The 22,876-nt window shown below is 49.1% G+C and carries 23 protein-coding genes and 1 riboswitch; of the genes, 11 read left to right on the top strand and 12 right to left on the bottom strand.

Annotated features, from left to right (window positions below; translation table 11 throughout):
* Positions 1-53 precede the first annotated feature (53 nt).
* Positions 54-734, top strand: coding sequence for an MBL fold metallo-hydrolase (locus C7B65_RS08885; protein WP_106253979.1), 681 nt, complete (start codon positions 54-56; stop codon positions 732-734).
* Here the strand turns inward: C7B65_RS08885 and C7B65_RS08880 are convergent.
* A complete protein-coding gene (locus tag C7B65_RS08880) occupies positions 731-1,432 on the bottom strand; it encodes a Crp/Fnr family transcriptional regulator (protein ID WP_073070764.1) in 702 nt (233 codons plus the stop codon). The genes C7B65_RS08885 and C7B65_RS08880 overlap by 4 nt on opposite strands.
* Before the next feature lie 536 nt (positions 1,433-1,968).
* Here C7B65_RS08880 and C7B65_RS08875 point away from each other — a divergent pair.
* The 3 genes from C7B65_RS08875 to pgsA all read left to right on the top strand — a co-directional run bounded on the left by C7B65_RS08875 (position 1,969) and on the right by pgsA (position 4,685).
* Positions 1,969-3,123, top strand: a complete 1,155-nt coding sequence (locus C7B65_RS08875; RefSeq protein WP_073070766.1) for a hypothetical protein — start codon at positions 1,969-1,971, stop codon at positions 3,121-3,123.
* Between the two features lie 201 nt (positions 3,124-3,324).
* Positions 3,325-4,041, top strand: a complete 717-nt coding sequence (locus C7B65_RS08870; protein WP_223257342.1) for a sugar transferase — start codon at positions 3,325-3,327, stop codon at positions 4,039-4,041.
* 122 nt (positions 4,042-4,163) lie between these two features.
* Positions 4,164-4,685 (top strand): CDP-diacylglycerol--glycerol-3-phosphate 3-phosphatidyltransferase, encoded by a 522-nt coding sequence (gene pgsA / locus C7B65_RS08865; RefSeq protein ID WP_073070768.1) that lies wholly within the window; start codon positions 4,164-4,166, stop codon positions 4,683-4,685.
* Here pgsA and C7B65_RS08860 read toward each other — a convergent pair.
* Positions 4,678-5,664, bottom strand: a complete 987-nt coding sequence (locus tag C7B65_RS08860) for a ChaN family lipoprotein (protein ID WP_223257343.1) — start codon at positions 5,662-5,664, stop codon at positions 4,678-4,680. The genes pgsA and C7B65_RS08860 overlap by 8 nt on opposite strands.
* 83 nt (positions 5,665-5,747) lie before the next feature.
* Between C7B65_RS08860 and C7B65_RS08855 the strand changes: the two genes are divergently transcribed.
* Positions 5,748-6,047, top strand: a complete 300-nt coding sequence (locus C7B65_RS08855; RefSeq protein ID WP_073070772.1) for a hypothetical protein — start codon at positions 5,748-5,750, stop codon at positions 6,045-6,047.
* 177 nt (positions 6,048-6,224) lie between these two features.
* Here C7B65_RS08855 and C7B65_RS08850 read toward each other — a convergent pair whose 3' ends face one another.
* From C7B65_RS08850 to C7B65_RS08825, 6 genes are all read right to left on the bottom strand, one after another.
* Positions 6,225-6,860 carry an exopolysaccharide biosynthesis protein gene (locus C7B65_RS08850; protein ID WP_223257344.1) on the bottom strand — a complete coding sequence of 212 codons (636 nt, stop codon included), beginning with the start codon at positions 6,858-6,860 and terminating at the stop codon, positions 6,225-6,227.
* A gap of 86 nt (positions 6,861-6,946) precedes the next feature.
* Positions 6,947-7,780 carry an ABC transporter ATP-binding protein gene (locus C7B65_RS08845; protein WP_073070775.1) on the bottom strand — a complete coding sequence of 278 codons (834 nt, stop codon included), beginning with the start codon at positions 7,778-7,780 and terminating at the stop codon, positions 6,947-6,949.
* Positions 7,781-7,801: 21 nt separating this feature from the next.
* Complete coding sequence (locus C7B65_RS08840) at positions 7,802-9,202, bottom strand: ABC transporter substrate-binding protein (RefSeq protein ID WP_073070776.1); 1,401 nt, start codon at positions 9,200-9,202, stop codon at positions 7,802-7,804.
* A gap of 20 nt (positions 9,203-9,222) precedes the next feature.
* Positions 9,223-10,071 (bottom strand): nitrate ABC transporter permease, encoded by an 849-nt coding sequence (ntrB, locus tag C7B65_RS08835; RefSeq protein WP_073070778.1) that lies wholly within the window; start codon positions 10,069-10,071, stop codon positions 9,223-9,225.
* A 73-nt stretch (positions 10,072-10,144) separates the two neighbouring features.
* Positions 10,145-10,320: riboswitch (cyclic di-AMP (ydaO/yuaA leader) on the bottom strand.
* 88 nt (positions 10,321-10,408) lie between these two features.
* On the bottom strand, positions 10,409-10,972 hold the full coding sequence (locus C7B65_RS08830; protein ID WP_073070780.1) for a pyridoxamine 5'-phosphate oxidase family protein: 564 nt from the start codon (positions 10,970-10,972) through the stop codon (positions 10,409-10,411).
* An 84-nt stretch (positions 10,973-11,056) separates the two neighbouring features.
* Complete coding sequence (locus C7B65_RS08825; RefSeq protein ID WP_073070781.1) at positions 11,057-11,257, bottom strand: cation transporter; 201 nt, start codon at positions 11,255-11,257, stop codon at positions 11,057-11,059.
* Positions 11,258-11,461: 204 nt separating this feature from the next.
* Between C7B65_RS08825 and C7B65_RS27365 the strand changes: the two genes are divergently transcribed.
* Both C7B65_RS27365 and C7B65_RS08815 read left to right on the top strand, forming a co-directional pair.
* A complete protein-coding gene (locus tag C7B65_RS27365; RefSeq protein ID WP_143162036.1) occupies positions 11,462-12,538 on the top strand; it encodes a FecR family protein in 1,077 nt (358 codons plus the stop codon).
* A 45-nt stretch (positions 12,539-12,583) separates the two neighbouring features.
* A complete protein-coding gene (locus C7B65_RS08815; protein WP_143162037.1) occupies positions 12,584-13,540 on the top strand; it encodes an outer membrane beta-barrel protein in 957 nt (318 codons plus the stop codon).
* A gap of 61 nt (positions 13,541-13,601) precedes the next feature.
* On the opposite strand, the gene C7B65_RS08810 is transcribed toward C7B65_RS08815, so the two are convergent.
* On the bottom strand, positions 13,602-14,954 hold the full coding sequence (locus C7B65_RS08810) for an NAD(P)/FAD-dependent oxidoreductase (protein ID WP_073070785.1): 1,353 nt from the start codon (positions 14,952-14,954) through the stop codon (positions 13,602-13,604).
* Between the two features lie 386 nt (positions 14,955-15,340).
* Here C7B65_RS08810 and C7B65_RS08805 point away from each other — a divergent pair, with 386 nt between their 5' ends.
* The 3 genes from C7B65_RS08805 (at position 15,341) to C7B65_RS08795 (ending at position 18,650) form a co-directional block, all read left to right on the top strand.
* On the top strand, positions 15,341-15,628 hold the full coding sequence (locus C7B65_RS08805; protein ID WP_073070786.1) for a YiaA/YiaB family inner membrane protein: 288 nt from the start codon (positions 15,341-15,343) through the stop codon (positions 15,626-15,628).
* 130 nt (positions 15,629-15,758) lie between these two features.
* Positions 15,759-18,032, top strand: coding sequence for a PBP1A family penicillin-binding protein (locus C7B65_RS08800; RefSeq protein ID WP_073070788.1), 2,274 nt, complete (start codon positions 15,759-15,761; stop codon positions 18,030-18,032).
* A 261-nt stretch (positions 18,033-18,293) separates the two neighbouring features.
* Complete coding sequence (locus C7B65_RS08795) at positions 18,294-18,650, top strand: hypothetical protein (protein WP_073070790.1); 357 nt, start codon at positions 18,294-18,296, stop codon at positions 18,648-18,650.
* Positions 18,651-18,748: 98 nt separating this feature from the next.
* Here the strand turns inward: C7B65_RS08795 and C7B65_RS08790 are convergent, their stop codons facing one another.
* On the bottom strand, positions 18,749-19,219 hold the full coding sequence (locus tag C7B65_RS08790) for a hypothetical protein (protein WP_143162038.1): 471 nt from the start codon (positions 19,217-19,219) through the stop codon (positions 18,749-18,751).
* Positions 19,220-19,531: 312 nt separating this feature from the next.
* Between C7B65_RS08790 and C7B65_RS08785 the strand changes: the two genes are divergently transcribed.
* Positions 19,532-19,759 carry a hypothetical protein gene (locus C7B65_RS08785; RefSeq protein ID WP_219898448.1) on the top strand — a complete coding sequence of 76 codons (228 nt, stop codon included), beginning with the start codon at positions 19,532-19,534 and terminating at the stop codon, positions 19,757-19,759.
* Between the two features lie 45 nt (positions 19,760-19,804).
* On the opposite strand, the gene C7B65_RS08780 is transcribed toward C7B65_RS08785, so the two are convergent.
* Positions 19,805-21,283, bottom strand: coding sequence for an AAA-like domain-containing protein (locus C7B65_RS08780; protein WP_106253978.1), 1,479 nt, complete (start codon positions 21,281-21,283; stop codon positions 19,805-19,807).
* A gap of 143 nt (positions 21,284-21,426) precedes the next feature.
* A complete protein-coding gene (locus C7B65_RS08775; RefSeq protein ID WP_073070795.1) occupies positions 21,427-22,671 on the bottom strand; it encodes a response regulator in 1,245 nt (414 codons plus the stop codon).
* Between the last annotated feature and the right edge of the window lie 205 nt (positions 22,672-22,876).

The raw sequence follows: 22,876 nt of genomic DNA, 5'->3' as shown, positions 1-22,876 counted from the left end.
AATTTGCGTCTTCCTCTTCCACTCCTCTTCAGGCTAGTTCATCTCGTCAAAAGGTGTCATCTTCCAAACCGCCCCGTCTCGTTTTAAGCAGCGATGACGGCTCTTCTCCTCACTTTATTTTTGCGTTTGCGCCCAATCGAGATACGTTGGGTGGAACAGCTTATCTGATTATAGAAACAGAAGGCAATATCTTAGTAGACTGCCCTGCCTGGGATGAGGCAAACCAAACCTTTTTGCAAGCGCAGGGGGTGCGCTGGTTGGTGATGACGCATCGGGGTGGCATGGGCAAAGTTAGAGACATTCAGCAGGCATTAGGCTGTGAAGTCGTGATTCAAGAGCAAGAAGCCTACTTACTACCAGGGTTAGCGCTGACGGTCTTTCGCGAAGAATTGAGCCTCAATCACAGTCGCCTGATCTGGACTTCAGGACATTCTCCGGGTTCTGCCTGTCTCTATCACCAGGCTTGGGGGGGAGTGCTGTTTTCAGGTCGGCATCTGGTGCCCGATCGTCACGGCAACCCCGCGCCCCTCAGAACTGCCAAAACCTTTCATTGGGTTCGTCAAATTCGCAGCGTCCAAACGCTATTGGATCAATTCACACCCGACACGCTGCGGTTTCTCTGCCCAGGCGCAAGTATTGGCTTTCTGCGGGGCAAACAAACGATCGCAGACCCCTACCCCAAACTGGCTCAACTAGACCTGCAAGCCTGCCTAAAAATGCAGCCAATTCTCTAAAGCATCAGCCGTTCTAGCGCGTGCGGGTCGGGAATGCAGAGGGTGTCACGATCGCGCTCAATTAATCCTTTCTTCTCTAATTTGCTCAACACTCTGGTCACCGTTTCTCGCGCTAGACCACTCAGGCTGCTCAATTCGCGGTGAGGAAGGTTGGGAATCTCGATTCCTCTAAGGCTGCGCTTGCCCTGACCTTCGGCTAAAAACAGCAGAATATCTGACACCCGTGAGGTGCTGTCAGATTCTCGCAGTCTCAGCCGCCGATTGACCTGTCGCAGACGACGCGCCATGAGTTGAGCCAGTCTGACTCCTGCTTGTGGCTCGTGGTTGAGCAGTTGCACAAAATCTTGAGCGGGCATGTTGCCGATCGCCGTCGGAGCCAGCGTGATCACATCGGTCGATCGCGGCACTTCATCTAGGGGTGCCATCTCTCCAAACAGTTCTCCTTTGCCCAAAATGTTGAGGGTGACTTCCTTGCCGTCGAGGTTATAGGTTCTAATTTTTACCCAGCCCGTCAAAATAAAATAAACAGAGCTTCCCCAGTCATTTTCTAGAAGAATGACTTGATTTGCAGGGTGGCTTCGCATCACCACATGAGCAGTCGCTTTCTCAATTGCCGCCTCTGGCAACCCGTCAAAAAAGGGAGCAGAGGTGATCGATTCACTAGAGGAGTTGTCGGGCGAGTTATGCCAATCTTCCATTGGAACTTTAGTTTGAGGGGGGCAGGTCACACTGAAGAGCGAAATTTTAGAAAACCTAAATTCAGGGCTGTTCGTTTAGTAGAGCTTATTCCTTAAAATTAGTAGAATTACAGATCAATTAAGCGGATAGGCATGTGTAGAAGCAAGAGTTTATGGCAATTAATTTATACAGTAGTTAGTCGCTTTTATACAGTAGTTGGTAGCTTAATGACAGATGACGATTCCGTAGTTTGTTTCACGATCATCTATCTCAAAAGAGTTGAGGCAGCCGCTACTCCATTAACTAGCGTAAACCACACGACATCATAGCCTAAAGTTTTGCTGACATCCGAGGAAACCACAGTTAAACCGCTAAAATTGGACAAACTACAAAAAGCGCTCCGCTATAGTGCTGAAACATCTCAATTTAATACTGAGTTTCTGTCTGTTATCTAGTGATATTTTAGACGCTTTCCGTAACGATGAATTCTTAAAGTGATTCAGGTTTCAAGAAAGGGGTTCCTCAGTTCTGCAAAACTTTAATCAAGGACGCGATCGTGACTTCTCAGATAGATCAACTTCAGATCCTCATTGACCAAGTTGACAGCGCACTTAGCAAAGCGGTTTCTCGTCTTCCTTGGGCAGCAAGTGGGCAAATCAATCAGCAGCGTCAAGTCTTGCAACGAGTGCGTGATTATTTGATTGGGCAGCAACGATCGGCGGCAAATTTTGCTGAAACGACGCAAGAATCTGCGGCGCTAAATCAGTCAGAAGCTAATGCCCAACAAGTCATGCAGTCTATGACGCAAGAGATCACTGAGTTGCGCTCAACGCTGCTTAGACCCTTGAAATCTGAAGTGATCACTCTAACCCAGCAGCGAAATGCGCTGATGCGTCAAGTTCGGCAGCTAGAGGCTCAGATCCACAGCCACGCACTCGAACAATCCGATCCGTCTGCTCTCAAGTCTTCTCAAGTTGAGCAGTTGCAGACTGTACACGATCGCGCCGATCAAGTGTTGGGCACACTCGACGCTACCTTAAGGATCGTCTTTGATTCGCTACAGCAAGATATCGACGCTTACCAAAATTCGCTCTCTCAAGGACTCGCCAAGCTCCATGGCTTAGGGGAGCAGGGAGAAGTTATGTTTACCGAGCTAATCAGCCGTCTGGCGCAGCAATTGGGTCAAGAATCCTCCCATTTGCAGTCTCAACCTCAATTAGCGGATAGCGGGTTGCCGTTTCAATTAACTCAGAATCCCGCCCCGTTGATCGGCAATAGCGCGATCGCGGCTAGAGCTACGCATACAGCCTTTGACCCAACGACGATATCGCTTCCTTACCCTGGAACTGAAATACCGACTTCTCGCACAGAAACCCCTGAACTATTCTGCAACGAGTCTGATTCTATTCACACGCTCACCGATTTGTTAGAGCAAATAAGTCGTGGAACGCAGGAGCCTCTTAACGTCGTTTCAGTTGCGCCACCCGCGCTTACAGAAACAACCTACACGCCAGAAGAAGATCTATTGCCTATACACCCTGCTCAGAATGCAGAGCTTGGCCAGAGTGCTTTAAGTCAAGTTAGTGAGGAGTCTCAGCTAGAAAGAGAGGAGCAAGACGGGACATCTTCTGATTCGGCGGACTCTCAATCATCGTCTTCTGCCCCTCCGAGTGTGATCAAATTGTCTGGGATGGATGATCTATTTACTTAGATAAGAATCTTCAGCCTCGCAAAAAGTGAATCGACAGGGCACCCATCTAAGGAAGATTTTCTTAAGCCCTATCTGAACTTCATAAAAACTTGAGTCAGTTCAAAGATTGAGCAAATGTCGCCCCTTTTCCTACCGTCTAGGGGGTGAGGCTGAATATATTGGCAGTGAAGTCAACCTTGTAAAAATTGGCTGCTGCCCGTGATGATGTCTCCTGAAATTTCCTCTCCTTCCTACTCAATCTTGCTTGACTGCGCTCAAGAATCTGAGATTTCTGCGATCGAACTTGCGAGTCCCGTTGAATTGGAGGTTCTCCACTCTTCGGCACACAATAAGCTAAAACGACTAATTGATATTGTGGGTGCTGTAGTTGGCTTGGGCATCACTGCGATCGTGGCAGTTCCTTTAGCGATCGCCATTCAGCGTGATAATCCAGGCCCCGTTTTTTATAGCCAAACGCGCTGTGGTGTTAAAGGAAAGCCCTTCCGAATTTGGAAGTTTCGCTCAATGGTTGCCGACGCAGAACAGCGAAAGCACCTGGTCGAAAATCAGGCGAAAGGGCATATCTTTAAAAACGAAAACGATCCTCGAATCACTCGCGTCGGTGCATTTTTGCGTCGCACCAGTCTAGATGAGCTTCCTCAGTTTTGGAACGTGCTCAAAGGTGAGATGAGCTTAGTCGGAACCCGTCCTCCGACCCTAGATGAAGTCAAAAAATATCAGCCTCATCACTGGGTGCGTCTAAATGTGAAGCCAGGAATGACTGGAGAGTGGCAGGTCAATGGTCGCTCTAGCGTCATCGATTTTGAGGATGTCGTCAAACTAGATGTTGCTTATCAGCAGAAGTGGTCAATTGCCTACGACCTGAGATTGATTATTAGCACGATCGAGGTCGTGTTCAAGAAACGGGGTGCTTGCTAATCAAGCCTCACTTTATCGGGCAGCAGCTACCTAGTTAAATCTATTGTTGAAAAATAGGGATGATCCTTTTCGGATTGTCCCTATTTTCGTATGCTGAATGCGGATGCCGTTTGCTCAAGCCTATGAATTTGCCCACCTGGATCACAGTCTCCCGTCTATTGGGGGTGCCCTTTCTTTTATATGGATTGCAAGATCCCACTCCACAAACTCGCTGGATTATGGTGGGTGTCTTTTTAGTGGCATCAGGAACAGACTGGCTAGACGGATATCTAGCTCGAAGACTCAATCAGGTCACAGATTTGGGCAAGTTTCTAGATCCGCTAGTCGATAAGCTATTGGTTTTGGCTCCTCTCTTATCACTGATTGAGTTGGGACAGATTCCGGCTTGGGGAGTCTTTATGATTTTGGCGCGGGAGTTGACGATCGCGGGGTGGCGCGTTGATCCCAACCTACAAAAAGATGCGATTCAAGGGGCAAATTTTTGGGGCAAACTCAAAACCGTGAGTCAAATTGTGGCGATCGCGCTTTTAATCGCACCCCTCCCCAACTCATGGCAACTCTTCTGTCTGACTGCCTTCTGGGTCTCAGTTGCCCTAACCTGGATTTCGGGCGCAATTTATTTAGCCCCGAAGCGAACTAGTTAGAAAATTGAGCGTTCCAGAAATAATCGGCGATCGGTCGATCGGATTTGGCAGTCATCTCTTGAGGCGGATTGAGCAAAATTAGCGACTGTAAAAGCGCTCCTCGCTGGGTTCTTGGCATTCGCCGAGCCACTCGATTTGGAATTCCGTCACCATAGACGATGTGCCCTTGACCCGCCAACACTACAACATTAGTCGTTGGATTGGTGCGAAGAAATTGACTAACCCGATCTGCCATTGTTTCGTCCCAAAGAATCTGGGCTAAAAAGAAGCGATCGAACTGGCTGCTGTTGCCTTTGCCTTGATGAATTTCTTGATAAATCAGCCGCATTCTCTCTCGATAAGCGTCTGGCTCTGCCAGGATCTCAGACAATGGTGGAATAAATCTGCGATCTGCCAGAGTCAGGCTTTCTAAGCCACTCCGCGAAACTTTGCGGGTGATTTCGGTCGGTGTATTGAGGGCAATCACAGGGAGCCGATTCTTTTTAGCAAACCGCAAAATCGGAGCGTAATACTCCCACGGGAAGCCCCAGCGGGTTTCATATTCAGTCAGTTCTTTGAGTTGAGCTTCGGTGATCGTTCCAGCTAGATAGCGATCGAGCACCGACTGATAAGGGCGCTGAAACATCTCCATCGCGATCGCCAAATTGGGATTTAACCGATGAAGTGATTGAATAATTGCAAATTGAGCGCGATGGTCGTCAGCGCGATCGTGGGTTTCGCCCAAATAAACCACGTCTGCCATTGCTAGTTGCTGAAGCACATTTTGCGGGTCGTAGCTCTGTTTTTGAGGACTAGACACCGAAATTTTAGGCGGTGTGCCCAAAGCTGACTCAGGAGTTTGAGCAAACACAGGAAAGGCGCAGACCAAGATAGCACTTAGAGACCACACCCACACTCTGACGAAATAAAGCTTTGACATTTTGCGATCGGGATGCCTGTATAAATTATGGATGGTGATGGACTCCTCCTTCTGGCTCATCAACTTATCACTATTGAAGGAATCAGAGCACGGCTCGATCGACCTATCTTGAAGGTCATCAATAGAGCATTAAGGTAATCACCATGAGCCAAGAATCAAATCCTACCGCCGCGCAACCTGGCAAAGGTGCTGCCGGAGATCAGTGGGCAGTTCAGACCGCACAGCCGACTAATGTAAATCCTGCTGATGAGCGTATCCCATCTGGGGTAGATGTTGAACAAAACAAGCACCAATTGGAAGCGGCGGCTCAACAAGAAGAAGACACTGACTTAAAGACGACAGATGGATATGTGATCACTGAGTCGGGTCAGATCGATAACTTTGCAGTGGAACCCCCAATGTATTACGAGAAGGATGGACAGCGGGTCGAGATCAAAGAATAATCTAGGAGATCTCCAGAAGAGAAAATTTCTAAGGAATGCGGATTGAGTAAGGACTGGATTTACCCTCACCCCAACCCTCTCCCCAAGGATAGGGAGCAAGAGTCTAGAGGCTCCTGCTCTCCTTGAGAAGACGGGCTAGGCGAGGGCTTTGCCCCACTTCGTGAGGGTGGCAGACAGCTAAAACAAGGTTTCAAAAAGACCAGGAGCGTGCCAGAGAAGATAAGCGATCATGGCACAGACGATCGTAATCAGCAACGTCACCCCATACGCGATGCACATCAATAAGCCGTCTGACTCTAACATCGCAACGACTAATAACAAAATCCCGATGGTGGGGAATGGATTGGTAAACGGAATCGGCGCAATTAGCAAAATCGCTAACCACGTAATACACAACCCATTAAATTGCCAGATATAAGGGTTTGAAGCAACGCGAGTCAGACGCGGACGAGTGATTTTTTCAAGAATTTTAGTCACCCGTTTGACATTTTGCAACAGTTGTTTGGCAAACGCTTGAGGAAACTGAAATCGAGCCACTTTTTTAGGGAGCCACGGCGATCGCCGCCCTAATGCCATTTGCATTCCCAATAAAACGCAGCCTGCGCCAGGAATGCCCGTCAGTCCAGGTGGCACGGGAAACAAAAAAGGCAGCACCAGCAACCCAATCACCAAACTAAAGCCCCGTTCTGAAGTCTCTGACAAAATCGCACCCAGGGTCAACGGTTGCTCAGAGATGCGTTTTAGCAAAGATTCGATATCTTGGGAGAAGCGCAGGTGCATGATGGGGAAACCGGGATCAGGAGGAGTTAGCAACTATCGTAGCTTTTACGTTTGAGACCCTAGAAATTCTTCACCTTTCAGAGTCATTTTTCCGGCTTCCCCGAATCTTCGATCGCTGCTTAGTCTTCTCCACCAAAGTGAGCATCGAGAAAATTGAGCGCGTGATTTCGCAACTCATAATAGTCAGGAGACTGACGGAGTTGGGCCCGATCGCGCGGGTGTGGAAACGGCACGTCTAAGATTTCACCGATCGTGGCGGCGGGCCCGTTGGTCATTAAAACGATGCGATCGGACATATAGATTGCTTCGTCTACATCGTGAGTAATCATCATCACAGCTTGACGATGGCTCTCCCAAATCTCTAAAACTTGACGCTGAAGCTTGCCGCGAGTCAGAGCATCTAAGGCTCCAAAAGGTTCGTCCATCAGCAGCATTTTGGGGCGGATTGATAACGCACGAGCGATGCCGACGCGCTGTTTCATCCCGCCCGAAATTTCATCGGGATATTTGTCTGCGGCGGCGGTTAAATTCACCATTGCAATGTGTTCGTTGACGAGTTCTTTTTTCTCGACGGGCGAGAGATGGGTCAGCACTTCGTCTACGGCGAGTCGAATGTTTTGCCGCACCGTTAGCCAGGGCAGCAGCGAATATTGTTGAAACACCATCATCCGATCGCAGCCAGGTTTGCGAATTTCTTGGCCTTGTAGTCGGACAGAACCAGAGGTGGCTTTTTCTAACCCTGCCACAATTCTCAGCAAGGTAGACTTTCCGCAACCAGAGTGACCGATGACTGAGATATATTCAGTTTCGGCGATCGTTAAATCAATGCCTTTCAGCACCAGCGACTCTCGACCATTTTCAGCTTTAAACGATTTGTGCAGGTTCTCAACCTTCAGAAATTCAGACTGATTAAAGTGAGAATGTGACACGTTCATAGCGGTTGATTCAATCATGACAAAACTCCCAAACTAAGGTTAAGACAAATAGAATTGAGTGGGTCGATCGGCACGAATTTCAAAGCTGTTGAGATAGCCCACTGGATCGCTGGGATCAAATGCCTTTTTGTCGATAAACACGTCAGCAGGTTCGACTTTAAAATCGTCGGCAGGACAAGCGATGCCCAGATCTGCGGCAACGTCTCGGTAGAGGTCAGTTTTCCAGGCTTTTTGGGCAATCTCTTCGGCGTTTTTAGGAATCTCTTTAATCTGTCCCCAACGAGCCGCTTGCGTCATCAACCAAACGCTGTGAGATCGCCACATAAAGGTCGAATGAGCATTTGCCACTTCGGGAATATTGGGCGGAATGTCAAAAAATATCGTCGTGTCAGCCGCTTGTACTGTGCGATCTTTGCCGTCGAACCCGCCGTAATTGTAGTCACCGACGATCGCGGGTCGTGTCAGTTTGGGTTTGGCTCCGGTAAACGATCGGGTAGAAATAATCCGGGTGACTTCCTCACGGTTTTGCGGATCACTGCAATAGCGACAGGCTTCGATCATGGCTTTGAGCAGCGATCGATACGTTTTAGGATTCTGATCAATAAATGACTGCATCACGCCGAGGAGTCGATCGGGGTGCCCTGCCCAGATCTCTTTGCCCTGAGCAAAGGTGAACCCGACTCCTTCATTGCCTGTGATGGCTCGTGTGTTCCAGGGTTCAGCGACCATGTATGCCTGCATCGCCCCGATTCGCACGTTGACCAGCATCTGAGGCGGCGGAACGATAATCACCCGAAATTCTTTGAGCGGATCGACCCCCGTTGCCGCAACCAGATAGCGAACAAAATATTCGTAAATAGCAGAACTCAGCACCACTGCCCAGACTCGTTTTTCAGGCGGCAGATTGTCAAAATAGCGGCGAAAGTCTTGCCCAAACGCCGCTAAGTCACCGTTATATTCAAACCAGGGGCGCAGTCCAGCATCCCACATGGCTTTGTTCATGGTCATCGCGTTGCCGTGGCGGTGGATGGTCATCGCTGCACAAAGAGGCGCGTGACGTGCGCCTTCTGCCCCCATACGGGCGTTGGTAACGGCTCCTGAGACGACCGGGGAGGCATCTAATCGCCCAAAGATGATGCCGTCGCGAGAAGTTGCCCAGCTTGCCTCGCGGCTGAGGCTCACGGTTAGCCCATATTTACGAAAGAAGCCTTTTTCCCAAGCAACGGCAAACGGGGCACAGTCGTTGACGGGCACATAACCGATCGTCAGATTTGGCTTTTCTAAACTCTCTGGCTTGACAACCTGCGCGATCGCCATCGCTGATTCCGAGAGGTATTGAGGTGCTCGATTGGCATTAATTGCACAAGAGGAAAGCGCAAACCCTCCGGCACTTCCTCCCATTTGCTGGAGAAATTTTCGGCGCGTCCAGATATTTGTCATAGTGGTTGGGAGAATGATTGCTAGATTGATCGCCGTCTGCGAGTTACGATCGTTTCTAATTGCCCGATCGCAAAGTCTAAAAACAGTCCGGTTAACCCGATCACAAACACGGCTAAAAAGACAGAACTCAGATTTAAGCGGCTCCACTCATCCCAAACAAAAAAGCCGATACCCACGCCTCCGGTCAGCATTTCTACGGCAACGATCACAAGCCATGCAACGCCTAAACTAATTCGCAATCCGGTAAAAATATAGGGCAGACTCGCTGGGAGAATTATTTTGATCATCTGCCTCCAACGAGGCATTCCTAACATTTGCGACACTTCAAGATAATCTTTGGGAACACTGGAAACGCCTAACGCAGTATTAATAATGGTTGCCCAAAGTGACGTAATGAAGATCACAAAAATAGCAGAGGGATCAGCCAGATTAAAGATGGCCAGCGAAATTGGCAGCCACGCTAACGGTGATACGGGCTTAAAAATCTGAATCACTGGATTTAACGCCATCATCGCTTTTTTAGACATCCCAATTAAGAACCCGATCGGAATAGCAACCAGTGCGCCGAGTGAAAACCCAATTAATACGCGACGTAAACTTGCCAGCAGTAGCCAACCAATGCCTAAATCACCGGGGCCTCGACGATAAAACGGATGCAGAATGAAGTCTAAATTTGCGATCAACGCTTCGGGTGGGGTGGGCATCACGTCATGGTTAAAGCTTGCCACCACCCACCAGACTGCAATCACCCCTAAAAAGCCCAAAATCGGCAGGACAACAGCATCCCGTGAGATCACAGGACGCATCTTTTGCCAAGTCGTCTGACCTGCGATCGCCAAAATCGCAGCCAAGTTTAGCTGAAGAATCATATCAATGCCCCAAACAACTGAGTGAAACGGGAAGAGGCACTGATGAGTCTAAAGCACTAAAATGCTGACTCTTCAGCCCTCTCTCAATGCTGACGGAGTTAGCTGACGGGCGAGGGCTGAGAGATGCCCCTCTTCGGGTTGTTCAAATCGTTGAATTCACGAAGATAAGCCCCAATAATTTGGTTCCTCCGCTTCAGGAGTCTGAGTGGAGTTAACCACCCAAATTGCTGAATTAAGCTGACTTACTGATCTGACTTTTTACAAAATGTAGCACTGAATAAAGCGATCGACAATCTTTCTTCCGATCGAGCCGATTTCCGATCGCACTCACGCAATTTTATGGATGGTTAACCTCAGTTTCACTCAATAGATAAGTCGGCAATCCATCAATGCTGACTTGATTTTTTTCTTGCCAATATTGCTTGAGTCCGTCTTCACCTTTCTTTTCAGCCCAACGAATCATCGTTTCTCGTTCTCCTTGATACTCATAAAGTGGCACGCCATGACCGCAAGAAGTCTGTGCCGACTCAATCCTTAACTTGATGATTTGCCGTGCGCCTGGAGTCGGGAGAAACCAGCGATCGAGCCTTCCCCATTCAGCATCTCTCGGACGAATCACAGTGCCCTGCCCATAGAGACGCAAAATCAAAGGCTGTTGCGTGAAACTGCAAAACATGATCGTCATCCGGCCATTTTCGATCAGATGGGCGCTGGTTTCGTTGCCGCTTCCAGTTAGGTCGAGATAGGCGACGGTGTGAGAGTCGAGACAGCGAAAGGTATCGATGCCTTTAGGTGAAAGGTTTACACGCCCATGAATTGGAGCAGATGCTGTAAAAAACATCTGCTGTTCAGCGATAAATTTTTGAAGCGGTTCGGTGAGTTCGGTATAAAACTTTGCCACAGCTATGGAAAATGAGAGGGTAGATCGATCAGACAAGTGAGTGAAGTTAAAACATTTAATTTCGCTCACTTACCCAATCTACCTTCAACTCTCCGTTACTTGATGTCCTGTTGCCGTGATCAATTGCTTAAAGGTTTCTTCAGAGGCCTTTGCTTCGATCGTCACCGTTTTGTTAGCAACATCAATATCGACTTTGGCATCCGGTTCAGTCGTCAAAATAGTTTCTTTAATTTCTTTTGCAATAGCAGGATTATCAAGGGTTGGAATATGTAGTTTTAACGCCATTAGACTTACCGTAAATAATCTTCTATTGTGAGTCCTCTTGCTAAATTTGATGCCCCGTCTTGAGATAGATTTCCGATCGTAAACTTTTCCGGATGGGGAATTCATAGGGTTGTAGTAAGCAAATCATCAATATTTGATGAGAAACCGCATAAACAACCACACTGAAACCTACTTTAAAGACAGTGCAGTCAGGAGAGATTAATCATGAATATGAGGTCGCTCAGTCGTAGCGTAATCATGGGTAGCCTGTTAGGGGTTGTGTGGATGATGCCCGCCTCAGCCCAACAAGCCATGCTGACCCGTGGCGAAGTCTACAAGCTGATCAACAATGTGCAACTGCTGCTCAACAATCGATCGCCCCGTGCTGCGAGAGTTTCAGATGTGATGGTGCCGCAAGATGCGCTTCGCACGGCGAGTCGATCGAAAGCCGAATTGCTGTTTAACGAAGGCTCTCTGGCTCGAATCGGCTCAAACGCAGTTTTTCGCTTTATTCCAGGGCTGCGGGGCTTTCAGCTTAGAAATGGGACGGCGCTGATCATGAGTCCGCCGACGACGGCATCGACCCGCATCGAAACGCTAGAAGGTCAGGCAGTGGCTGAGATTCCGGCTAGCTCACCGCCAGGCTCGGCCGCCACAAATGTGTTAAGTCTGGCGATGGTCATTCAAGTCGATGGCGTGACGCAAAAAACGGACTTCTATAACCTCACCAGCACGCCGATCAAAATCTTGGACTCTAAAGGCAATTTTCTGTTTATCAACGGCGGACAAACCGTATCCGTTCTCAAAGGCACATTAGGAGAGGTCAAAACCTTTGACTTACGGACGTTTTATAAAACGAGTGGGTTAGCCTTGGGCTTAGGGCCAGGACAAGAACCGATCGTGCTCCAAGAAGCACCCCCTGTTCAGCAGACCTTAAAAGCCGTCAGAACAGCAACCCTGGCAACTCTAGATTTGCAAACCAAAGCGATCGAAGGACTCTGCACCCTCAATGCCAGAGGAGGGGATAGCACTCTAGCAACCAATTGCATTACCACCGATTCAGACGATCCGCTTCGAGGATATCTCGATCGTCGTGATGTGGTGACTCCGGTGCCCGATCGTCCCATTCCCACACCTCCCCCGCCAACGCCGCCGATCGTGCCGCCAACACCGCCGATTGTGACACCGCCACCTGTTCCGCAAACACCACCGATTGTGACAGTGCCGACAAATCCTAACACGCCACCTGCCAATAATAATCAACCGCCACCAGTCACAAATCAGCCGCCCGTAGTTCGCTAATTGGGATAACCATTCAACTTTATTTATCTACCCGGATGATTGATTATGCGTGTTTCCTCGATCGCTCTTTGTGTGTTCGCGATGTTTGGCAGTTGTGAGTTTTCCTCGATCGCTCAGGCTGCCCCAGATTTAATGGTGCCAACCCGTCCACTTCCAGCCAATCCAGATCCGTCAGCATTTCCATCAGACTTGACATCGCCTGAATCGGACATCAAACCACTTGACCCAGAAGACACCCAATCAGAAGTCGGTGAGATTCGGATTCTTGAGCGCCCGGCAGTGGCGGAGCGTCGTCAGCCTGATGTGCAGCTACTGTTGCGGTCTTCAGTGTTTTCTAGCTCTAACATTACATCCCTCAGCGCGTTTAGCCCCAGCGACACGGTGTTTATCAATAGCGGATTGCTGTTAGCTACCCCAAAACTGGGTGAAACGACTCGCCTGATTGCGTCTGCTGGTGGCGGCTTGGTACGGTTTGCCAATCAGGGCGACTCGAACTACAACCTGCTGAATTTTAATGTGGCAGTTCAGCAGCGAATCGCACCTGGAACTTATGGTCAACTGGGCTGGGTGCAAGAAAATCTCTATCGCGCAGACAGTGGCGATCGGCTCTTGCAAGACAATTCTGTCCAGTTTATTTTGGGTCGCCAAGATCAGCTTGGGCAACAGTTACGGCTCGATTCGTTTTATGAGTTGAGAGCTAGTTTTACCAACCCTGATGATCAAAATCGCGTCGCGAATACGTTGGGCGCTCGACTGCGATATGACATTACGCCCAAACTGCAAGGTGCATTAGACTATCGACTCACTTTTAAGAATTTTACTCAGGTCGATCGCGCTGACACCGAGCATCAGATCAGTGCGTTGGCAATCTACAACATTAACCCTGACGTGTTTGTTGCGGGTAACGTGTCTTATTTGTTTGGGCGGTCTTCGAGTGCGGCGATCGACCTTGACAATCTCTCGATCGGCATTAGTCTCGGCTGGAACGTGCCCCTATTTTGAACTGTTTTATTAGGTTAGGGCACAGCAAGCCATGCCCCTACGGGATTTCTATACCCGTGAACTAAACCTCGACGGGCATTTTCTCTTCAGTGGTGACTTGCATCTTCTCTTCGGGGGGCTGTCGTACCGCCTCTCGATGCGTGATCAATCGTGCGCCTCGGTGGCGAGTGAAATAATTCCACCCCCACTGAATCATCACGATCAGCTTGCTATCAAACTCGATCAAATAATAAATGTGAGCAACCACCCAGACAAACCAGGCGATGATTCCAGAAAAGCGGATGAACCCTAAATCCACAACTGCCGCATTTTGGCCAATCACCGCCAAACTGCCGACCTCAAAATAAGAAAAGGCGGGCAGAGTTTTGTCCTGAAAGCGTTTTTGAATCAGTTTGGCAACATATTCGCCCTGCTGCATCGCCACTGGCGCGACTCCGGGCAAAGGCTTATCACTTTGGTGAGCAAAATGCGCCAGGTCGCCAATCACAAAAATATTGGGATGGTTTGGCAGACTTAAATCAGGCTCGACGATCACACGCCCCGATCGATCGAGACTTGCCCCCGCCTTTTTTGCTAACACTTCGCCCATTGCTGAGGCTTTTACGCCAGCCGCCCAAAGAATCGTTTGAGAAGGAATTTGCTCGACTCCGCTTTCGCGCTCGATCGTCACAACCTGATCTGCAATATTAGTGACTTTGGTTTTGGTTTGAACGGTGACTCCGCGCGCAGTTAGCGTTTCTTCCGCTTTTGCCGACAGGTCAGGTGAATAGGGCGGCAAGATGCGATCGAGTCCTTCAAGCAGCAAGATCCGCGTTTCGGTGGTGTCGATGCTGCGAAAGTCTTCTTTTAATGTGTTGTATGCCAGTTCGGCGATCGCGCCAGCTAGCTCGACCCCGGTCGGGCCGCCACCTACCACTACAAACGTTAACCAGGCTTTACGTTTTTCAGGATCGGTTTCTTTTTCGGCGGCTTCAAACGCCATAAAGATGCGGCGACGCATTTCTAGGGCATCTTCAACGGTTTTTAGCCCTGGAGCGTGGTCTTTCCAGTGCTCGTTGCCGAAGTAGTGGTGGCTGACCCCGGTTGCCACAATTAGCGTGTCGTAGGGTAACTCTTGTTCGCGGAGTTTGACAATTTGCCGATCGGGATCGATATCTGCGACTTCCTCCATCAGCACACTGGTGTTTTTGCTGCGGCTGAGAATCGATCGCAACGGCGAAGAAATATCAGCCGGGGAGAGCGTTCCGGTCGCGACTTGATAGAGAAGCGGTTGAAACAGATGAAAATTGCGCTTGTCAATGAGCGTGACCTCGACAGGGGCGCGGCGCAAAGCTTTTGCAGTATACAATCCGCCAAATCCGCCGCCGATGACTACGACGCGATGCTGGGGTGGCTTTTCAGTTGTGGTGTCCATTGGTTATCTATGAGAGGAATGGAGTAATCGAGCAGAAGCCGAAACGAGTAGTTTGACAAAGCAGTCAACGGAAAGGCATTTCTGCTCACGAGTCAACTGTCGAGCAAGCGACGGACTTAACTTAATTTATCCCTACTAGTCTAATCAGCCTTTTCAGGGATCTGAGTAGCTTTCGTTACGGGGATCAAAGGATTTCTTTAAAAACAGCGATCGTCGAACTTAATCAATCATTTTTTGAGTTCATTTCTAATGATTACGGAGAAGGTGCCAGAGCGGGATAGTGTCCATTTTTAGCGCTTTCTACTGAGGAGTTTGATATTCTCCTAAGGAGATTCAAACGAATCTATTGTGGCTCAAAATCCTCACTCTTCTCCTGAAAGAAAGTCATGCAAAAATACGGTGTTAATCAAGACGCTCCTACCAATGCTTGGATCATTCAAGTTTGGGCTTCCTTTGTGCTTTCAATCTCAGCAATCTCCTTCGGAATTCTCAATCTTCCCGCAAACGGATGGGTTAAAGGTTACATGGGAATGGGCGTTTTGTTCTCAGTAGGTTCAACCTTTAGTTTGGCAAAAACAACCCGTGATGTTCATGAGTCAAAGCGCTTAATCTCTAGAGTCGATGAAGCCAAGCTCGAAAAAATGTTGACCGAACACGATCCCTTTAACAAATAATTTCAGGAATTAGGGGGCAGCGAGGTGAAGCAGCAAAGACATCTTCAGGACGATCGCGCTTGCTCCCAATCTTGAATAGAATGATGCTTGAGATTCTCTAATTTTTTTGCAACCTGTGCCGTCACCCCGCATGACCCAGCCGCCTCTTCCGCCCCGCAAACCGCAAACCCTCTTGGGTAACTTGACTCAAGCGGTGCAAACCCTCACCAAGATTAACTTCTCAAAGCTGCGGCTCAAGCCCAATGCCCAAGTGCCAGAGCTTTTGGTGCAAGAAGCAGATGCCCCCAAAGCAGACAAGTTTCCGCTGCTGGGCGATCGCTATCTGTTAGGGCGCAGTTCCAAATCGTGTGACATTGTGGTGCGAAACCCGGTGGTAAGTCAGGTGCATCTGTCACTGCATCGGCAGCGGCGGCACAAAATCGCAGGGCTATTAGGGCGGACTCGGTTTGAGCTACGAGACGAAAACTCGACCAACGGCGTTTATCGGGGCAAGCGCCGACTCAAGTCAACCATGCTCTATGACGGAGATGTTTTGTCGCTAGGGCCACCAGAGTTGGCGGCGGCAGTGCGGTTGCAGTATGTCGATCCGCGTCCCTGGTATGTGCAGGCGATTCGGAATGGTTTATTTGGGGTGAGTGGGGTGACGGCTCTAGTGGTGCTGGCGATCGGGTTTGAGTGGCAACGATTCAGCGTCTATCCGCTGCCAGTGTCGGTGCAGGGCCCGGTTGTGGTTTTTTCTAGAGAAGGGCAAACGCTTCGCACTCCACGCACCCAGACCCACGCCGAACTGTCTCAACTTGGAGAATTTTCGCCCTATTTGCCGAGAGCCGTCATCGCATCTGAAGACTCTCGCTATTATTGGCATCTGGGCGTAGACCCGATCGGCACGCTTCGCGCCTTGATCGCCAACATTCGGGGAGGCGAGATCCGCGAAGGAGGCAGCACCGTCACCCAGCAACTCGCTCGAAATCTGCTGAGTGAATATGTCGGTCGTCAAGATTCGGCGGGTCGCAAGATTCGAGAAGCGATCGTTGCTCTCAAACTTGAAACAGTCTACAGCAAAGAATTTTTGCTCCGAACTTATTTGAATCGGGTCTATCTGGGCAGCGGCATTTATGGCTTTGAAGACGCGGCACAGTTCTATTTTGGCAAATCAGCTAAACAATTGAGCCTCGCAGAATCGGCAACCTTAGTGGGAATTTTGCCCGCTCCTAACAGTTTTAATCCAGTGCGAAACTATAAAGCTGCGATCGAATATCGCGATCGCGTCATTAGCCGCATGGCAGAGCAAGGCGCGGTGTCTCAAGAAGATGCCCAACGCGCTCGGCGATCGCGGATCGAAATCAGTCCCAAAGCGCGGCAAGAATTGCAAAGCACGATCGCCCCTTATTACTACAGTCACGTTTTTAACGAGCTAGAAGATCTGCTGGGTAGCCAACTTGCTCAAGAAGGCAACTTCATTGTGCAAACGGGACTCGACACCCAGATGCAAACCAAAGCCGAAACCAGTCTGCGAAGCGCGATCGCCAACAATGGAGCCAGTGCCGGATATTCTCAGGGATCGCTGGTGACGATCGACGCAAAAACAGGCGAAGTTCGCGCAATGGTCGGTGGCTATGACTATCAAGAAAGCGAATTTAATCGCGTCACGCAGGCCCATCGCCAACCGGGTTCGACCTTCAAAGTCTTTGCCTACACGGCCGCGATCGCCCAAGGCATTTCACCCAGCACCGCCTTCTCTTGTTCGTCTCTAGACTGGAGTGGTCAATATTTTGAGGGCTGTCACAGTGGGGGCGGCAGTTTGGATATGTATACCGGAGTGGCACAATCAGAAAATGTGATTGCACTGAGAGTTGCTCAAGAAGTTGGCTTAGGTAAAGTCGTTGAAACTGCCAAAAAAATGGGTATCCAGTCAAAGCTAAACCCGGTGCCGGGGCTGGTACTCGGTCAAAGTGAAGTCACGCCTCTAGAAATGACGGGAGCCTTCGCGGTACTGGCAAATCGAGGCATTCGCACACGACCCCACACCATCAGCCGCATTTTAGACAGCAGCGATTGCCCTAATCGTAAAGACCTCAAAACCTGCCGGGTCATTTACGACTCTCAGCAAGATGGCGGCGCAAACGAAACCGTTCTTGAGCCAGCCGTCGCCGATACGATGACGACGCTTTTGCAAGGTGTCGTGCAAAGTGGCACCGGGAGAAGCGCGGCACTGGGGTTAGGAGAAGCCGGGAAAACAGGCACGACGAACGATAACGTTGATTTGTGGTTTATTGGCTATGTGCCGAGTCGATCGCTCGTCACGGGTGTTTGGCTTGGCAATGATAACAATACCCCCACGGGCGGCAACAGTGGGCAAGCCGCTCAACTTTGGGGCAGTTATATGAAACAAATTGTGCAGTAAATAGATCGCTATTCACTCGAAAAGGTGATGGCTTTAGCTGAAATCTTTCTGCTAAGAATGATTAGGTGAAGTTGTGATGACGAATTTGATTTACGCGGCAGATCTGCCGCGCAGCCATCAACGTGTAGGCAAGATGTGTTAATGGATACCCCTTTCAACCTCTATCCTGCTTGCGATGGATTGTGAAAAGTCTTTTCAGAATCTTTAATGGTGTACGAACACTCATCAAACAAACCATTGTTGCAAGATAGCTAGAAATCTATGAATTCTTGGGTGCAGCCATCAAATTTGACTCGATCGCAGCCAGAAACAGAGTGCATTTCCCATGCAGCCATCCCTCTGTTTAGAATGATCCCGCCTGAGCGAGTGGGCTTAAATGGAGAGTATGACCACAACGGATTAGCTAATCGGGTGATATTGACGTTTCGAGAGCAGTTTGAAGCGATCGAGATTGCTCAACTGAGCGTATTTCAACGAGGCAGAGTCATTATTTTGTTGGGTCAAATTTCTAACTGTCACCTGTTAACTCGTTTAGTCAGCGTTGCGTTAGCTGTTTATGGCGCATCAACTGTAGAAACCCACGGTTTGCTGATTGTGGACAAAATAAAAGTCAGCTAAGGATCGTGGGTTCGATAATGTCGTTGCTTGCAATGTTAATGGGCACTTTCGTGCCCTTTCGCGATCGTTCGATGTCGTCATTATTTTCGCAATGGGTATTAGCCTTGTTTTTCTGCCCGTAACACCCAATTAGAAGGCTGTTCTAGCTCTTCTTGCTTACCCTTAGTTAGTAGCCAGAGCGCCGTTCGAGTTCTAAGATGTCCGATCGCAATTCGCTCACCAGGTTGGATGCTGACCCCGTAGGCTGGCTGGTCGAGCATTTTGACCCCCCCGCAGTAGAGATTTGACTCGTCAACGCTGACTGCGAAAAAGTGATTTGCTTGATAGCCAGACGGTAAGACAAAGATGCCATAGACGTTATGACGACCTTCCCAGGGTTCGACGATGATTTTAGAGGCGTGAATTTTTTCAGTCGAATGATCAGTCGAATGATCAGACGAGGCGATCGCGCTTTCAGGACACCATGAAAGAGTGCTCGGCTTTTTTAAAAAGCGATCGCTGCGGGGCACCAGTAACGCGACTGTGATTAACGTGAGCGTCAGTGCAATAAGCCAAGTTCGTTTCATCATTGCTTCAAGAGAGGTTGATTGAAAGCTGAAAACCGATCAAGCGTGCTTTCGTGCTCGCTCTGTAAAACAGACATTTTGTAGTATTATATCGTACCCGTATTTAGAGAAACGATTGACCCGTTTGCTAGATGTGGCTTTTCTCATAACTTCAGCTTGTCCAACTGTCATTCCTTAAACGAGCCATCAGCTTCACATTCCTATTAAAAATGCGTCTTTTAGATTTGTTTTTTTCCGTTTAGCAGGAGTCGTCGCTTAACTTCAACAGTTCGGTATAACTATAAAAGAGCCTATCTTCAACGAGTTAATTGTCTGATGAACGTTAAATCTTTGCTGGCGATCGCGCTTCTCACGAGCGTTGGATTGGCAACCTCTGCGAACGCGAGTCCATCTCAAACGGCACCAGCTCAGCTCACGACTCGACAGATTTTAGAGGCCTGTGTGCAAAATCGTGCCGAGACGTTACCTAACCCTTTTAGCGATGTCCCTGCAAATCATTGGGCATTTAAAGCGGTGTTGACGATGCACTATTGCGGCGCTTAGCGACTCCTCCTCGCCTGATTGAGCAACTCGTCAACCAGCAGCCCACTAGCGTTGCACCCCTACCCAGGTCAAAACCCCTAGAGCAAAGCTGAACAAAGCCCACAGCAGCCGTTGTCTCTTTACCTGATTGAGGTCTTTGCTCAGCGTGTCTATCTGTTGCTGCAAACGGGCTTCAGTCAGTCGGGCATGCTCGGCGGCTGTGGTTTGCTGTGCCTCTCGACGATCGAGTTCTTGGCTGGCATTGAGAAACTGACCATCTGCCTCGCTGAGACGCTTGTCCTGCGACCACACCAGGACGTCATGTAACGCTCGACCTCGCAACAGCCAAGACTGATCTTGAGCATTAGAGGCAACCCAGGCATCGAGAGCCTGTGAGTAGGGGCGAAGATGGCTCAATTGTTTTTCGACCCAAAACTGATCAAACACAGCAGCATAAATCGGATTTTTTACCTGCAATGACCCTTGCGATCGATCTACTAATCCTGATAGCAGTAACTCAATTTCTTCTGAGGTGCCGTTAGTGCAGGAGGGTTGAAGTTCAGCACTGCTGCCTTGCCGAGAATCTTGCAAAATCTTTTGATAGAGTCCTAAAAGGCGACCTGCTTGAGGCTGTTGCAAGAGTCGATCGCGGATGGTTCTCAAATGTTCTGGATTGTCTTGGGCCTCCCAATCTTCAATGATTTGCGATCGCACCAGTTGCTCAACCCAAAATGCTTCGGTGCCCGACGGCAGCGTGAGGGTTCCTTTCACGGTTGACTGGCTAGATTGCACCACGCACTGACAGATTTTTTGCGTTAGAAACGGTTGTCCGCCTGTCCAGGTCAAAATCGCCCGTAGCACCGCCGTAGGGTTGTTCACCTTTCCCATTAAGCCTTCTGACAACGGAGAAACCTCGTAGTCTTGAAAGCCCTGAAGCTCGATCGCTTGCCCAATATTAAACGGAGTGCGGCTGCGATCGCGAATCAGATCAGCCGGGGTGGCAACGCCAAAAACTGCCCAATTTAACCGACAGTAAGCAGCATTTTCGGCCCGACGATCGTGGCAATAGCGAATCAGCGCAAAGAAATCATCCACGGCAAACGGAAGATTGAGTACGCAGTCAATTTCGTCGATGAAGATGACGATCGGACTCTCGATTTGAGCCAACATTACCGTTTCTAAAAATTCTCCCAGACGTGCGGTGAGCGACAGATGCGAGTAGCTGCGCCACCAAGTTCCCACCTCAATATCGAGCCGAAAACTGCTTGCTAAGGATGCCGTCAATGAGGCATACCATTGTTCTGGGGTGGCTTGCTGGGTGCCAATTAAGGTCATATCGACCACCCCACACTGCACCCCAGAGGCTTTGAGGCGATGCATTGTTCTCACGCGCAGACTCGACTTGCCCATCTGTCGAGAATTAAACACATAGCAGAGCTGCCCCGACTTTAGCGCCGTGTAGAGATCTAGGTCAGCTTGCCTGATCACATAACTGGGGGCATCGTTTTTGAGGCTCCCACCCACTTGATATTCGTAATTAAACATCGAACTTTGGTTGATTGCAGGGGGCGGATGTGCCGATCGCTTCACCTTCCTATAGCAATCTTAAGTGAATTGTGGGATGGGCACCTTGCCCGTACACGCTGGAAGCCTGTCCCACGTTGACAATTGAAATAGGATGGCTATATCTACATATTTTCGCCTGAAAGGATGTGGAATAAAAGCTGAATTAAAAAGCCCTCAGTCTTTGTCTGCTGCTGACAGGCAAGACTTTCAGCGTGTTTACGATCGCTCACGTTTTTGAGGGTGCCTTCATAGAGCAAAGGGTTGCCTTGACCATCTTTCACCACTCGAATGTCTTCGCAAACCCAAATCGTTGTGCCATCTTTGCGATAAATCTGAGATTCAAAATCGTTAACTACCCCGAACTGTTGAAGATAGGTGATCAACTGCGATCGCCGTTTTGGGTTGACATAGAGTTGCTCAGAGATTTGGTTAATTTCTTGCAGCACGGCTTGAGGAGAATCATAGCCAAGGAGTTGCGCCAGCGCGTGGTTGACCCGCACAAATCGTCCGCTCGGAGTCGATTGAAACAGGGCGATCGAGGCGTTTTCAAAAATGCTGCGATAGCTTTCTTCAACAGTTTGTTGCGTCTGAAGCTCTTGCTGGAGACGAATATTTTGTTCTTCTAATCGCTTTTGCAAGCTTCGCAGGTTGAGTTGGTGTTCAATTCGGGCTAGCACTTCTTCAGTTTGAAAGGGCTTGGTGACATAATCAACGCCGCCGAGATCAAAGCCTTTCACCTTGTCGAGACTGTCTGCGATCGCGCTAATAAAAATAACCGGAATTCCTTTAGTCAATGGGTTTGCTTTGAGTCGTTCACAAACCTCATAGCCGTCTACTCCAGGCATCATCACGTCGAGCAAAATCAGGTCAGGCGCGATCACATGAATTTGATTGAGCGCCAAGCCACCGTCAAGCGCGCTACAGACTTCATAGCCTTGCTGAGTTAGCGCCTCAGAGAGAAACCGCAGCACGTCTGGCGTGTCATCGATAATCAAAATGGTGGCGTGTGGGTCTGATTGAGCGAGATTGAACCCTAACAGGCGAAAGATTTCTTGCTCGGCATCTCGCAGATCTGGCAGGTGTTTAGCGCCTTGACTGCTGAGGGCTTGATGCTGCATGACTCGTCGCTCTAGCTGCAAAACCGCAGAACTGGTTGCCTGATCGACAGAATCTAAGTGAACAATGCCTAGACTCAAATCGCTCAAAAGACTGGCATCAATGTCTGCTTGACCCGACGTGATCGGAGTTAGACGATCGAAGTTGTGCGCCAGCAATTTGTGAACATAGTAAGCTGTGATCGGTGAAAGCGAGACGCTGTTTTCTCGCTGAGGGTGGGACACTTGTAAATTTGAGTCGTCAGCAATCATTCTGAACACTGCCTTTTGTAAAAAAAGTTTTAATTTGTGGAAAGAGTCTTAAATGGATTGGCAGAGCACTAACGATGAGACTGCGATCGATATACAGGAGCTAATTACTCGTATTTGCAGCTAAGTCTTAGATAGTTTATCAGGAACTCCCTTAATTCGTGAATCTGGTCACTAGTTTTAGTAGCGTCAATTTTATCAATATGAA

Source organism: Phormidesmis priestleyi ULC007, from assembly GCF_003003695.1.
GTDB classification, from domain to species: Bacteria; Cyanobacteriota; Cyanobacteriia; order Leptolyngbyales; family Leptolyngbyaceae; genus Phormidesmis_A; species Phormidesmis_A priestleyi_A.
Note: the sequence above shows the minus strand (reverse complement) of the source record. Positions and strands in the feature narration are given on the sequence as shown.